At 39.1% G+C, this 14,054-nt stretch carries 11 protein-coding genes; 5 read left to right on the top strand and 6 right to left on the bottom strand.

Features of this window, described 5'->3' with window-relative positions:
* Positions 1–39 precede the first annotated feature (39 nt).
* Positions 40–1,875 (bottom strand): outer membrane protein assembly factor BamB family protein, encoded by a 1,836-nt coding sequence (locus EZ444_RS23430; protein ID WP_131611935.1) that lies wholly within the window; start codon positions 1,873–1,875, stop codon positions 40–42.
* Between the two features lie 313 nt (positions 1,876–2,188).
* On the opposite strand from EZ444_RS23430, the gene guaB reads away from it, so the two are divergent.
* On the top strand, positions 2,189–3,658 hold the full coding sequence (gene guaB, locus EZ444_RS23425; protein WP_131611933.1) for an IMP dehydrogenase: 1,470 nt from the start codon (positions 2,189–2,191) through the stop codon (positions 3,656–3,658).
* Between the two features lie 56 nt (positions 3,659–3,714).
* On the opposite strand, the gene EZ444_RS23420 is transcribed toward guaB, so the two are convergent.
* From EZ444_RS23420 to EZ444_RS23405, 4 genes are all read right to left on the bottom strand, one after another.
* Complete coding sequence (locus tag EZ444_RS23420; protein ID WP_131611931.1) at positions 3,715–4,428, bottom strand: hypothetical protein; 714 nt, start codon at positions 4,426–4,428, stop codon at positions 3,715–3,717.
* A 42-nt stretch (positions 4,429–4,470) separates the two neighbouring features.
* Complete coding sequence (locus tag EZ444_RS23415) at positions 4,471–6,459, bottom strand: sensor histidine kinase (protein WP_131611929.1); 1,989 nt, start codon at positions 6,457–6,459, stop codon at positions 4,471–4,473.
* A 174-nt stretch (positions 6,460–6,633) separates the two neighbouring features.
* Positions 6,634–7,407 (bottom strand): HAD-IIA family hydrolase, encoded by a 774-nt coding sequence (locus tag EZ444_RS23410; protein WP_131611928.1) that lies wholly within the window; start codon positions 7,405–7,407, stop codon positions 6,634–6,636.
* A gap of 72 nt (positions 7,408–7,479) precedes the next feature.
* Positions 7,480–8,382: an aldo/keto reductase gene (locus tag EZ444_RS23405; protein WP_131611926.1), complete on the bottom strand. Its 903-nt coding sequence runs from the start codon at positions 8,380–8,382 to the stop codon at positions 7,480–7,482.
* A 141-nt stretch (positions 8,383–8,523) separates the two neighbouring features.
* Here EZ444_RS23405 and EZ444_RS23400 point away from each other — a divergent pair, with 141 nt between their 5' ends.
* Both EZ444_RS23400 and EZ444_RS23395 read left to right on the top strand, forming a co-directional pair.
* On the top strand, positions 8,524–9,180 hold the full coding sequence (locus EZ444_RS23400; protein ID WP_131611924.1) for a FadR/GntR family transcriptional regulator: 657 nt from the start codon (positions 8,524–8,526) through the stop codon (positions 9,178–9,180).
* A gap of 3 nt (positions 9,181–9,183) precedes the next feature.
* Positions 9,184–10,410: an MFS transporter gene (locus tag EZ444_RS23395; RefSeq protein ID WP_131611921.1), complete on the top strand. Its 1,227-nt coding sequence runs from the start codon at positions 9,184–9,186 to the stop codon at positions 10,408–10,410.
* A gap of 25 nt (positions 10,411–10,435) precedes the next feature.
* Here the strand turns inward: EZ444_RS23395 and EZ444_RS23390 are convergent, their stop codons facing one another.
* Complete coding sequence (locus tag EZ444_RS23390; protein ID WP_449415942.1) at positions 10,436–10,945, bottom strand: Lrp/AsnC family transcriptional regulator; 510 nt, start codon at positions 10,943–10,945, stop codon at positions 10,436–10,438.
* Between the two features lie 126 nt (positions 10,946–11,071).
* On the opposite strand from EZ444_RS23390, the gene EZ444_RS23385 reads away from it, so the two are divergent.
* Both EZ444_RS23385 and EZ444_RS23380 read left to right on the top strand, forming a co-directional pair.
* Positions 11,072–12,121, top strand: coding sequence for a PLP-dependent cysteine synthase family protein (locus EZ444_RS23385; RefSeq protein WP_131611918.1), 1,050 nt, complete (start codon positions 11,072–11,074; stop codon positions 12,119–12,121).
* A 30-nt stretch (positions 12,122–12,151) separates the two neighbouring features.
* Positions 12,152–13,861, top strand: coding sequence for a protein-disulfide reductase DsbD family protein (locus tag EZ444_RS23380; RefSeq protein ID WP_131611916.1), 1,710 nt, complete (start codon positions 12,152–12,154; stop codon positions 13,859–13,861).
* The last annotated feature ends 193 nt before the right edge of the window (positions 13,862–14,054 follow it).

Raw genomic sequence — 14,054 nt, 5'->3', positions numbered from 1 at the left:
TACAATTATACCGTATATCACGAAAAGAAAAGAATTTATTTACTTAATTTTTAGTAGAGTAACTACACCATCCATTGTTGCAACCAAAACTGCATTTTTACTCAATACATTTACGGTATTAACCATTGAGTTATCGATTTTGTGTGCCCATAAAGTTTTACGCAATTCAGGATCAAAAGCATAAACTACACCGTTTCTTGTGCCGAAGAATACCTGCTTATCTTTTGCAATTAGCATAGAAGGAGCATGTTCATAACCAAAGTTCATATTCAATCTCCAGGCTACGCCCGGATCGGTTGTTTGCGTCTTATAAGCTACAATGTCGTTATTCATGGTTTTACCAAAGATCATGGAACCATCTTCAGATATACCTATAGATTCCCTTACAGTAGCGTCTTTGTTTTTCCACAGAGAAGTACCTGTATTGGCATCTATGGCATTCAGCACCCGGTCAGGAGTAGCTACATAAATGATGCCCTTGTGCGCTACAGGTGTACACATTGCTGGCGAAAACATGCGGTTTGCATGACCATTATTCCATTTCCATAACAAAGCTCCGTTGCGTTGATTTAAGGCATATAAATGCCTGCCCCATGACCCAAAGACCACTTTGCCTTCGTATAATAAAGGTTTGCCAACAATGGTTCCCTCAACACCTTTGAAAGCCCATAGTTGTTTCCCTGTCTTGATATTGATGGCCCTGAAGTGGTGGTCGGTTCCTCCAATATAAACTATATCGCGGTCAATTATAGCTGAACCCAAAACGGCAGCTCCCGTCTTCAATTTCCAAATCCGCTGACCAGTATTAACGTTAAGCCCATAAATGTGGCCATCTCCTGATCCAATTACCACGATATCATCAGCTATTGCTGCTGAAGAATAAATAGCCCCATTTGTTTTGAAAGTCCACTTTTTGCTGCCATCTTCTATATTTAAGGCCTCTACTTCGCCAATGCTGTTTCCAAATATGACCAGCTTGCCGTCTGTTGCTGGGGTAAGCACCACATTGGCAGGAGCATGGTAAGTCCAGACTTTTGTAACTTCTGGATAAATGGTATTTAGCAAGTAAGAAGGTCTTTCAACATTAGCTGTGCCTGTTGCCCTAAATTTTCCCAATGCAATTTTTCTCCATGGCTTTTCTATCGTTATTCCAGGTTTTTTAACCGCAAATAATACTGAGTCGTCCCGCATAGTTACAATATTATAGCCGCCTAGTGTATCCTTCGCCCTTAGGTTAGAACGCCCCATGGTTCCTGGTACTCCTTCAAAATTAAGTGCCTGATTAGAATGGCCATGTCCACATATGGCGTATTGAATGTTATAATCTTTTATCCTGTCTATAGCTTCATACCAGTTGTCTAAACTATTGTCAATAGGGTAGTGGTTAATAAAAACCAGAGGCATGGTCGCTGGCGTATTTTTTAGTACTTTATCTAACCAAACAACGGCATCTCTGGGAATGTGACCGTCAGACATTCTTACATATGGTCCGGAGGCGCAGGCAATAAAACGATAGCCATTATGATCAAACGTAAACTTATCATCGCCAAATGATTTAATAAAATCAACACCACCCGATTCCGACCATCCTGTATCATGATTGCCAGGGATCACATGATATGGTTTTTTTAATCCACTTAAAATTCTCTTAGCCAGCTTAATCTCTAATTTAGTTCCCATTTCGGTTACATCACCAGTAACGACTATAAAATCAAGATCAGTTTGTTTGTTGATATCATGTACAGTTCTTCTTAAATCCTCTTCAGCAGTAGCAGTTCCAATGTGGGTGTCAGTAACAAATGCATATTTAAAAGTCTGGGCATTTACACTAAAAAAGAAGGTGATAAAAATGAGGAGAGAGGAAAGCTGCTTCATGTTTCAGTTAGATTTGTATTGGGTCAATTTACATCTTTTTGATAACAATGGGAGTCATTATATACATTGGTTTCTGATAAGGTGTTGCTGGCTCAGAATAGGGAAGACCATTTTATTTGATTAGCGTTTAACTATAATGCTAAAAAATAAAAGGACAGCTCAAAAAAGGTTAACAATCTTTAACATTGGCAGATGGATAGTTAATTTGATTGTAATCTTTTGGTTCAATCAGACTATATTCTAGAAACTGTTGCGTAATCACAACAATAATAGTATCTTTGCCCGGCAAATAGTAACTCTTAAATTATTTGCTATGCAACTCGATCCCAATAAATTTATTGCCGAAGGACTAACGTACGATGACGTATTATTAGTACCAGCTTATTCTGAAGTTTTGCCACGCGATGTGGATACCGGAAGTTTCTTAACCAAAAAAATACGTATTAATGTTCCTATAGTTTCTGCTGCTATGGATACTGTAACCGAAGCTGGTTTGGCTATTGCCATTGCCCAGGCTGGTGGTATCGGTATGCTGCACAAGAATATGAGCATTGAACGTCAGGCAGAGGAGGTAAGAAAAGTAAAGCGCTCAGAAAGTGGAATGATCCAGGATCCGGTTACTTTAAATGCAAATGCTAAAGTTGCTGATGCGTTCCAGATCATGAAAGACTTTAAGATCGGTGGAATTCCTGTTATCGATGCCGATAACAAACTGGTAGGTATCATTACCAATAGAGATCTGCGTTTCCAGAAAGATATGCAGCGCAAAGTTTCTGAAGTGATGACCAAAGAAAATCTGATTACTGCTGCTGAAGGTACAACCCTTTTGCAAGCTGAAGAGATTTTACAGGATTATAAAATTGAAAAACTGCCTGTTATTGATAAAGAAGGTCGTCTTGCCGGATTGATCACTTTTAAAGACATTCAGAAATATAAAAATTACCCTAAAGCTTGTAAAGATGAGCGCGGACGTTTACGCGTTGGTGCTGCTGTAGGTGTTGCCGCAGATAATATTGATCGTGTAGCAGCACTAGTGCAGGCTGGAGTTGACGTAGTAACGGTAGATACCGCCCACGGTCATTCTAAAGGTGTAATTGATATGGTGAAAGCCATTAAAGAAAGATGGCCTGAATTGCAGGTAATTGCAGGTAATATTGCTACAGCTGATGCCGCACTTGCTTTGGCAGCTGCTGGTGCTGATGCCGTTAAAGTTGGTATTGGTCCAGGTTCTATCTGTACTACAAGGATCATAGCAGGGGTAGGTGTACCTCAGTTGTATGCTGTATTTGAATGTGCTAAAGCACTTGAAGGAACAGGGATCCCAGTTATTGCCGATGGTGGTATCAAGCAAACAGGAGATATTGTTAAAGCTTTAGCAGCTGGTGCAAGTGCAATCATGGCAGGTTCATTATTTGCAGGTGTAGAGGAATCACCAGGTGAGACCATCATTTACGAAGGTCGTAAGTTTAAATCTTACCGTGGTATGGGTTCTGTAGAAGCGATGCAACAAGGATCTAAAGATCGTTATTTCCAGGATGAGACTGACGTAGTTACTAAATTGGTACCAGAAGGTATTGTAGGTCGCGTACCTTACAAAGGAACATTAGCCGAAGTAATTTATCAATATGTTGGTGGTTTAAGAGCCGGAATGCACTACTGTGGTGCAGCTACAGTTGAAGATTTACAGAAAGCTAAATTTGTTCGTATCACTGCTGCAGGGATGAGAGAAAGTCATCCACACGATATTTCAATTACTAAAGAAGCACCTAATTACTCACGTTAGTAATTAGTGATAACTAGAAAAGGGCTGTTAAATAATTTTTTTAACAGCCCTTTTTTTTATAAAAATTCGTCCTTTTTAATCTCCCAGGTCCAGGGCTTTTTAAAGCTATTAAAAGTGCGTAACGTTTTTATCGTTAATGGCTGATCAAAAATGTTGTCTTTCAGCGTGCTATCGTTCATCGTTCCAGTTACCACTTTTCGCGTTTTATTTATAAAATCATATCGCTTGTCATTCATTTCTCCCGAACCAGAATGATAGGCAAGATTGTTAGCCTGGACTAACTGCCAGTCTTTATCTAAATATTTAAAGCTATAATTTAATTTCCAGCGCCAGTTTCCGCCACCCTCAAAAGATAATAAAAGTTGGTTAGCCTGAATGTGCATGGGCCGTAAGGGATCGCCCATGGCTCCTCCTTCTTCCGATCTTAGCATGAAATTGTTGTTTTGAGTGGCTAGTCTGTATGCGCCGTTAGTAGATTTTTTAAAGTAAATGGCCAGTATTCTGGGTTTTTGTACCTCTGTTATGAGCTCCGTATCGTTATCCCCATAAGCTCTGCTCTCCTTCACTGGTCTGTAAAATTCAACTACAAAGGCCATGTCTTTTATGTTGTCGTTATTTAGGTCCCCATATACACTGTCTATTACTTTCCAATTGGAAGGGGTAAGAGATGCCAGCGATTTTCCGGAAGCTGGAAGTTCAGGAAATATAAAAGGTTGAGCATATATAGCTGTATGGCAAAGCAAAAAAAAGAGGATTAGTTTGATCTTCATTCGTTGGTATTTGTTTTTTTCGTCACAAACTATAAACGATAATTATGCCACAATAGTGTTTTGGAGATTAGGCAATGGCAGCTCAAAGCAAAATGAAACTAACCTGCCACTTAGCTTTACGCTTAATTCACTTCCATTTCCTTTAATATATTCCCTGCACAAATGGAGTCCCAGACCTATGCCTTTTTCATGACCAGTGCCATAAGTGGCTTCAAAAGCACCAGGATTGGTAATGCTCTCGATATTTAGCGCATTTGTTTTAGAAATGGTGTTGTTTACACAGATTTTTATAGCAGATTCATGAGGGCTTAGGGTAATGTCAATTCCGTGAGAAGAGGGGGTAAACTTTATGGCATTATCGATGAGGTTACGAAGCACCAATTGGATCTGATTCTCATCCGCGAATACCATAGATTGATCGGCTGCATGCAAATTGATGGTGATTCCCTTTGATTGTATAAGTGGTGAATAAACTAGCGCAAGATCTTCAATAAGTTGTTTGATGTTGAAGGCTGTCGGAACGGTTTTAACGCCCTCCATTTGGCTTTGTGCCCAATACAAAAGATTATTGAGTGTGTTGTGTATGGTATCTATATTTTTCCGGTTTTCATTCAATAGTATTTTAAGCTCATCCAGCGAAAGCAGATCCATGTCTTTTAAGGCGAAAATGCTGATTAAGCTACTAAAAGGACTTCTCAAGTCATGGGCAATGATGGAAAACAACTTGTTTTTCACCCCATTCGAAGCCTCCAATTGCGCAATAGTTTCACTAAGCCTCAAGGTTCGCTCTTCTACTAGTTTCTCCAGTCGTTGATTTTGTGTTTGTATTAAAGAAAAATTCTCATCTCTCACCTGTTGTTCGCTCCTTATTATGGTCCGGTAACGATCACCAAGGGCAAAAGCAAGTAGCAGCAGTTCAATAGTAGAACCTATAGGAACAAATTCAAAGGTGTAGTCATGATAAGTGAGTACTCCAGCCAGACTTAATACGACTGCGATAACGGTTACCGTGATAAATGACCAAGCTAAAATGTAATATTTTGCAGGTTTATGCCCCTTTTTATAAGCAATAAGTCCGGAGGTCCATAAAATGACGGCGCCGGCCATAGTAACCACCTGCGCCATATGTGAGGCAATGCTTTTAAATCCGGCAATGCTCGCACATAACATTACAATACTGCATAAAAGGAGGAAATTACAGGCATGAACCAATAATTTAGATACGTTTTTGAGATTTAGGAATTTTTTAGAAAATAGTATGGATGCTATAATGGATATGGCGAGGAAAGAATGAGGGTAGTGGTTAAGTAAAATTCGTGCATCTTGGCCAAATAAATAGCTGTACCCTCTTAAATACATGACCATATAAATGCCCAGCGAAAAAACATATAAACTGTAATATAAGTAGGTGCTGTCTTTTAAACTGAAATAGAGAAAAAAGTTAAATAGCAATAGGGTAAGCAATATGCCCAGGTATATAATTTGGAGGTTGTTCTTTATTGATTTTCCGGGTATAAAATTATCGGAACTAACGATCTTAATAGGGACAATAAGTATGTTGTTGGTCTTTAGCTTAAGCCATAACGTGGTTATTGTATGGCTTTGGGGAGGTAAATCGAAAATGTAATTGTTGGTTGCAATTACTCCAGGTATTGATCGAACAATTGAACCGGCAGTCCTATGTACTATCCCTGTCTCAGTGTTCGTATAAAAATCAATATGGTCAATATTAGGAATGTCCAAGACTAAATAATCTCTGTTGGTGGCACTGCTGATATAATCTATCTTGATCCAGAAAGCAGATTTCGTATTTCCGAAATTTAGGATCTCAGTTTGCCCTTTTTTAAATTGCCCTTTTTTTAATAAAATCTGGATCTGATCAAGCGTAAGCTGGGCACTTTTGTCCTCAAAATAAGAGATGTGCTTGCCTAGGTTACAGTCCCTTAGATTGCTATCTAAATGGATAACTTGTTCTGAACCATAACCGTTAAAGTGCCCGAAAAGAATAAATAATAAGATGAGAAACCGCATAAAACTTAATAAGGATTACTCTAATGTAAACAAATTGCAGTACAAATTAAATTTAAGTAATAGAATTACACTGTATTTCGTATGAGGTAGATTGTCTCATCAAAAAAGCCGTATGAGTGGATAACCACTCGTACGGCTTTGATTTGAATATGTTGCGGCTAAAGGTTAACCGAATTACCACCATTTTAATGGAAGCTCAATTTGATCAACCGAGCTTACTATTAAATCAGGTTTAAAGGCATATTGAGTCAGTTTTTCTTTTTTTGCGATGCCAGAGAGTACCAATATGGTTTTATAACCCATTTGCACACCACCTTGAATATCTGTCTCCATTGTGTCACCAATTACGGTAGTTTCTGCGGTTTCCAAACCTAAATATTTACGAGCTGATCGCATCATCACCGGACTAGGCTTACCAATTACAAAAGCTTTTCGGCCTGTTGCCTCTTCAATCATAGCAGTCGTTGCTGCAATCCCCAGATTACTCCATCCTGGTTTTTTTGGCGAAGGGTCTCTGTTGGTGGTGATGAATTTTGCACCCGCCAGAATCATATCTACCGCACGCTGAACCATTTCTAAAGTAAAGTTTCTGCCTTCTCCCAATACCACAAATTCGGGATCAGTATTGACCAGGTTGATGCCATTTTCATGTAAGCTGGTTAATAAGCCACCTTCACCCAAAACATAGGCTGTACCATTTTTACCTTGATCACCCAAAAACTTACCTGTAGCCATTGCACTGGTGTAAATATGGTTTTCAGTAACTTCAATGCCCAGGAGTTTAAGTTTTCGTACCGAATCGAGTCTTGTACGCTGACTGTTATTCGTCATGAACGTAAAGGGGATATCATTTTTAATCAAGCCATTGATGAACTTATCTGCGCCTTCAATTAAAGTTTCACCGCTATAAATAACTCCATCCATGTCTATCAAAAGTCCGTGTTTCATATGTTTCTTGCTATGCGTTTTAAAAGTAAAAATGATAAAAAAAAATCTCGTTTAGGCACAGCAAATATAGTATTATGAAAGCAAACTCGGATGCGCTACCGACACATTATACAGGTCATACCAGTCTTGATGATCCAAGTCTATTGTAAAGGCATTCGCTGCATTTCTAATCCTTTGCTCATTGGTGGTACCAATAAGTGGCAATGCGCCTAATTTTACCAACCAGGCTACTGCAAGAGATTCAATATTAGCACTGTACTTTACGCTCAGTTCTTCCAGTTTCTCACGAACCTTTACCGCCTGCGGATCAGTGCCAGCAGCAATTCTACCTTCGGCAAGTGGGGCATAAGCCAATGGGCGCATGTAGCGTTGTTTGATGTAATCAAGCTGACCATTGTCCAAAGCCTGGGTGCTCAGTAAATTCAGTTCAATATGATTGGTTACAATTGGTTTGGTTAAATAAGAAGCCAGTAGCTGATGTTGAAAAACAGAGAAATTCGCTACCCCAATACTCTTAATTTTTCCAGAGTCTTTTAGCTTCTCCAAAGTTAAAGCCGTTTCTTCAAGGTTTGAAATCGGGTCAAGCTTATCCAATAAAAAGATATCTAGATAATCCGTTCTCAGTTTCTTTAATGATGATTCTACACTTTTAGTGATGTGTACTGCCGAAGTATCATAATGTTTAACCCGGATATCTGGGTTTTGTGCATCCGGCACCCTTAATCCACATTTACTAAATAGAACCACTTCTTCTCTTTTAAACAAGCCTTCTTTAATCAAGTCGCCAAATAGCGATTCACATTGGTAAGAACCATAGTTGTCACCATGTTCAAAAGTGTTAATCCCTAGTTCTAAGCAAAGCTGCACCGTTTTTTTTAAAACATTAGCCGTATCTTTTACTTCATTCCATCTGTAAAAACCGTAAACCGCAGGAGAAACTTTGGGGCCTGCATCACCCATATATATTTTTTGCATGTGCTGATCTATTTAATTGAGCTCAATGTCGCTTTTTTACCGAACATATCAAATAGAAAATTGGCTTTCTTTTTTTATCTACCAAAGAAATTTATACCTTTGAAATTCATCTGATGATATGATGAATTTAACCTCAGTAATTTGATTAAGAGAAAATCACTTGCAGACGAAGTTGCCTCCAAAATACAGGAGCAAATTTCTTTTGGGAAATATAAGGTAAATGAAAAACTGCCTATAGAACCAGAATTGATGAAAGGCTTCGGTGTGGGCCGATCTACCATTAGGGAGGCCATAAAGATATTGGCCAATTCCGGCTTACTTAGGGTGCAGCAGGGGATAGGCACCTTTGTGGAGCAATCTACCAGCAACCGGGAGCCCATGGAGCAGCGACTAAAGCGCGCCAATGTTCAGGATTTGGATGAAGTGCGGCAACTACTTGAGATGAAAATTGCAGAGAAGGCCGCCATGAATAGAACAGATTCAGATATCATTGCCATCAAAGCACATTTAGAAAACAGGAAGAAATCTGCTGCTGCAGGTTTGATAGAAGATTGTATTGAAGCTGATGTGCAATTTCATATTGCCATAGCCGAGGCTTCTAAAAATGAGATTCTGGCCGATCTTTACCGCTCTACTTCTATACATCTCAAAAATTGGTTTCTGCAGATTTACCCTGATACCGCAGTATTTGAAGAGACTTATGCGCTCCACGAACAATTGTTAAAAAGTATTATCGCAGGTGATGCCAAAAAAGCATGGAGCATCGCAGCAAAAATAATCGGACACGTATCCCAATAAAACATGAAAGAAACAGCTACTACCGCTACTATTGATCCTAAACAACTGGCCCAGCAAACAGTCTTTTCTATATTATTTACCATCAGTTTTTCCCATCTGATCAACGATATGTTACAGGCTGTAATTCCGGCCGTGTACCCAATATTGAAAGATAAATTTAGCCTTAACTTTACTCAAATCGGATTGATTACCTTAACCTATCAGCTTACTGCCTCTATTTTACAACCATTTATTGGCTTTTATACTGATAAAAAGCCAAGACCATATTCTTTGGCTATAGCTATGGCCTTTACCCTTGTTGGTCTGGTTGCCGTATCTTTTGCCTCTAGCTTTATAAATATATTGCTGGCTGTAAGTTTAATCGGTATAGGCTCGTCAATATTCCATCCCGAAGCATCAAGAGTAGCTCATTTGGCTTCTGGCGGCAAAAAAGGATTGGCCCAATCTATTTTTCAGTTGGGTGGAAATGCAGGAAGTGCAATTGGTCCTTTACTTGCCGCAATAATTGTAGTGCCTCATGGACAATTCTATATCATTTGGTTTTCATTGGTCGCCATTATTGGCATGGTAATCCTCTCCAGAATTGCGCAATGGTATCAGCAACAGCTCGCCTTTAAAGCAAAAAATAAAGGCGTCGTTACTGAAGAAATCAAACATACATTTACAAAGAAACGTGTGGCGTTTTCGATGGGGATTTTATTGATGTTGATCTTCTCAAAGTACTTCTATATGGCCAGTATGACCAGTTATTATACTTTTTATCTGATTGATAAGTTCCATGTTTCAGTACAGGAATCGCAGATTTATCTATTCGCATTTTTAGGTGCGGTGGCAGCGGGAACGCTAATCGGTGGACCACTGGGTGATCGTTTTGGAAGGAAATATATCATTTGGATTTCTATACTTGGTGCTGCGCCATTTACTTTGTTATTGCCATTTGTCTCTTTATTCTGGACGGGCGTGCTCTCCGTTATCATTGGTGTAATCATTGCATCGGCCTTTTCGGCCATTCTGGTTTACGCTACAGAGCTAGTTCCTGGAAAAGTAGGAATGATTGCCGGCTTGTTTTTCGGTTTTGCCTTTGGTATGGGGGGGGTAGGTTCAGCCTTTTTGGGCAAACTGGCAGATCAGACCAGTATTACCTACGTGTTTCAAATCTGTGCTTTCCTTCCATTAATAGGTATAATTACAGGCTTCCTACCTAATATTGAAGGTAAGAAGAAACGATAGCTATCGGTAAATCGCAAATAGGTTATTATAAAGGATAAGCGGTGTCACTCTTCGTTTCTGAAAGTACAAAAAAGCTTTGTACCGTACTTACGTTGGGTAGAGTGGCCAGCTTATTCCTCAAAAAAAGATGATAGGCATCCATGTCGCTCGTTGCAATACGCAGGATAAAGTCATACGCACCGGTCATCTGAAAGCATTCCATCACCTCGCTAAACTTAGCCACTTCAGTCTCAAATTCTACTAAAGTCTCCGCAGTATGTGCCTTCAAAAATACGTGCGAAAACGCAATGAGATTCCTGTTGATTTTCTTTCTGTCCAGGATGGCAACAATACGTTGGATGTATCCCTGTTCCTTTAAACGTCTGATCCTTTCGTGCACCGTTGCAATAGATTTGTTGAGCTTAAATGCTAGCTCTTTATTGTTTAATGTGGCATCTTTCTGTAAAAGACGTAGAATTTCTAGATCAATTGGGTCTAAAACGTTTTGCATATTAACTTGCTGAAATGAAAAAAAAACAGTCTGCCTTGGTAAAATTTGGGGTAGACTGAAAGAAATTACTATTAATCGTTATTTTTCTGTAAAATTTCTGGAAATAAAGGTAAGCATTGTTATTATAACTTGTGTTATTGATTTTTACCGAATAATTATTTAATCAAAAACATGTTAGTCGAAACTAAAGAGCAGGCTTGTTTAACTGCTGATCTTACCAATAAATTTGAGCACTTATGGCACCTTGTAGGAAATACACCGATGCTGGAATTGCAATATGTGTACAAAGGAAAGCCGGGAAAAGTTTATGTTAAGTGCGAGCACTATAACCTTACTGGAAGCGTTAAAGATAGAATGGCATTGAACATTATGTTCGAAGCTTATAAATCATGTGCGATTAAGCCAGGCGATACCATTATCGAGGCTACTAGTGGCAACACTGGAATTGCTTTTGCAGCTATAGGTAGAGCTTTAGGACATCCGGTTAAGATCATCATGCCAAACTGGTTAAGTAAAGAGCGTATTGATATCATCAGAAGTATGGGCGCAGAGGTTATCCTGATCAGCAAAGAAGAAGGTGGCTTTTTGGGTAGTATTAAAATGTGCGAGGAACTTGCTAAAGCAGGAAACGTGTTTTTGCCAAGACAATTTGAAAACCGCTACAATGAAGAAGCTCACGAGAAAACTACAGGAATGGAGATCTGGGAGCAATTGAAATTAAATGGTTTAACACCTGATGCTTTTGTAGCTGGAGTTGGAACTGGTGGTACTGTAATGGGTGTTGGTAAAGGATTAAAATCTAAAAATCCAGCGATTAAAATCCATCCATTAGAGCCTGCTGAAAGTCCGACTTTAACAACAGGATATAAAGTGGGTAGTCACCGTATTCAGGGTATCTCTGATGAATTTATTCCGGAAATTGTAAAGCTGGATGAATTGGATGAGGTGATTCAGGCTAATGATGGTGATGCAATTATCATGGCACAAAAACTAGCGAAAGAGCTTGGTTTAGCTGTAGGTATTTCATCAGGTGCAAATGTGATCGGTGCAATTAAGCTGAGAGAAAAAATGGGTGATGCTGCAGTAGTAGTAACCATCTTAAGTGATAGTAATAAGAAATACCTGAGCACTGATTTGGTAAAAGAAGAAACGATTAAAGATTCATTCATCTCTACCGATACCGTGTTTACAGGATATCAGCCAATTTGCCGTTTAAAATAGTATAGTATTCAACTTTAAAATAGTTTTTTAATGCGACTAAACCACAACATATTAATTAGTTTACGTGTACTCATCGTAGGTCTTTTTATATTTTTCGGCACTGCCGGTACTGTGTTTGCACAGGAAGCAGACACTTCGACTGCTGATCTTGAATTTACTGAGATTGCGCCCGAAGAAGCTCCTAAAGTTGATACGGCTATAGTTGCTCCGGCAACAACGGTAAGCGATACCACTAAAACAGCAGCGGCAGCAACTACAAAGACCGATGCAAAAGCTAATAAAGCAGAAAAGGAAAAAACCTTATGGGAAACCTTTATTGCAGGATTAGTAGGTGGGTTTTTAGCATTTTTAATGCCTTGTATCTTTCCAATGGTTCCATTAACCATTAGTTACTTTACAAAAAGAGCCGGAAGTAAAAGCAAGGGCATTGGTCAGGCTTTAATTTATGGACTATCTATTATTGTCATCTACGTAGCTTTTGGCTTGTTGATTACCGTAATATTTGGCTCTGCAGGGTTGAATGCTTTAAGCGCCAGTGGCTTATTTAACTTCTTATTCTTCATCCTACTCGTAGTGTTTGCCATCTCCTTCTTTGGAGCGTTTGAAATCACCCTACCTAGCTCTATTGTAAACAAAATAGACAATAAAGCAGACAACAGTAAAGGCCTTGGCGGTATTTTCTTTATGGCCGCTTCTTTAGCTTTGGTGTCTTTCTCTTGTACAGGACCAATTATCGGTACCTTATTGGTACAGGCAAGTTCTAAAGGTGAATTACTGGCACCAGCAATCGGGATGTTCGGATTTGCGCTTGCTTTAGCTTTACCATTTACTTTATCAGCGATATTCCCTGGCTTTTTAAGCAGTATGCCTAAATCAGGTGGTTGGTTAAACAGCGTAAAGGTATGCCTGGGTTTCCTGGAACTGGCTTTAGCTTTAAAATTCCTTTCCTCAGCTGATTTGGCCTGGCATTGGGAATGGTTTGACAGAGAGATCTTCTTAGTCCTGTGGATCGTGATTTTCACCCTAATGGGAATTTATCTCCTTGGGAAGATCAAGTTTTCACACGATAGCGATGTTCCTTTTGTGTCTGTACCGAGGTTATTCTTTGCCATTCTATCGTTTTCATTCGCGATGTACATGGTTCCCGGTTTATGGGGAGCGCCAGTAAGCGTATTGAGTGGATTGGCTCCGCCGATGAATACACAGGATTTTATTTTAAGTGGAAATGGATCGTCAGGTGGTTCAAGTGCTGCATCAGCTGATTTCCCTGCTAAAGTAAAATATAGCGAATCGTTGAAACCACCTGTAGGCTTTCATCCATTCTTTGATTTAGATGAAGGTTTGGAATATGCAAAGAAGATAGGTAAACCTGTTTTGCTTGACTTTACCGGACATACTTGTGTAAACTGCAGAAGGATGGAAGATCTGGTTTGGGTTGACAAAGAAGTTGCCCGTCTGATCAATGAAGAATATGTATTGATCCAGCTATACGCTGATGATCGTAACATTAAAATGCCAGCAGAGAAAGTTCATTATTCGGACATTTTGAAACGCAAGACGGATGATTTAGGTTATTGGAACCTGGATTTCCAGGCGACAAGATATGGATCAAATGCTCAGCCATTATATGTATTGGCCGGTCATGATTTGAATCCGCTGGTACCTGCTCAAGGCGCCATCTTTGATGCTAAAGAATACGCAACTTATCTTAAAAGTGGCCTTGCTAATTTTAAGAAATAAGTCAACAATACTATCCATAAAAAAACGAAAATAGGTAGTTAATAATTAAGCAAAGGCCGGTGGATACCGGCCTTGTTTATTTTATTTTTTTGCATAATAAAACTTCTTCTTTAATATTTTGTATATTCTTTAGGGCTTGATAATTAATTATTTTCGTCTTTTATCCTTAATAAAACATAGTTAAAGTGCTTAA

Origin of the sequence: Pedobacter hiemivivus (assembly GCF_004331685.1) — a bacterium.
GTDB lineage: Bacteria > Bacteroidota > Bacteroidia > Sphingobacteriales > Sphingobacteriaceae > Pedobacter > Pedobacter hiemivivus.
The sequence above is the reverse complement of the archived record's forward strand: the minus strand, read 5'-3'. Positions and strand labels throughout refer to the sequence as shown.

Coding starts and splice junctions, on each gene's coding strand:
- EZ444_RS23430 (WP_131611935.1), bottom strand. CDS start 1,875: ATGAAGCAGCTTTCCTCTCTCCTCATTTTTATCACCTTCTTTTTTAGT.
- guaB (WP_131611933.1), top strand. CDS start 2,189: ATGCAACTCGATCCCAATAAATTTATTGCCGAAGGACTAACGTACGAT.
- EZ444_RS23420 (WP_131611931.1), bottom strand. CDS start 4,428: ATGAAGATCAAACTAATCCTCTTTTTTTTGCTTTGCCATACAGCTATA.
- EZ444_RS23415 (WP_131611929.1), bottom strand. CDS start 6,459: ATGCGGTTTCTCATCTTATTATTTATTCTTTTCGGGCACTTTAACGGT.
- EZ444_RS23410 (WP_131611928.1), bottom strand. CDS start 7,407: ATGAAACACGGACTTTTGATAGACATGGATGGAGTTATTTATAGCGGT.
- EZ444_RS23405 (WP_131611926.1), bottom strand. CDS start 8,382: ATGCAAAAAATATATATGGGTGATGCAGGCCCCAAAGTTTCTCCTGCG.
- EZ444_RS23395 (WP_131611921.1), top strand. CDS start 9,184: ATGAAAGAAACAGCTACTACCGCTACTATTGATCCTAAACAACTGGCC.
- EZ444_RS23385 (WP_131611918.1), top strand. CDS start 11,072: ATGTTAGTCGAAACTAAAGAGCAGGCTTGTTTAACTGCTGATCTTACC.
- EZ444_RS23380 (WP_131611916.1), top strand. CDS start 12,152: ATGCGACTAAACCACAACATATTAATTAGTTTACGTGTACTCATCGTA.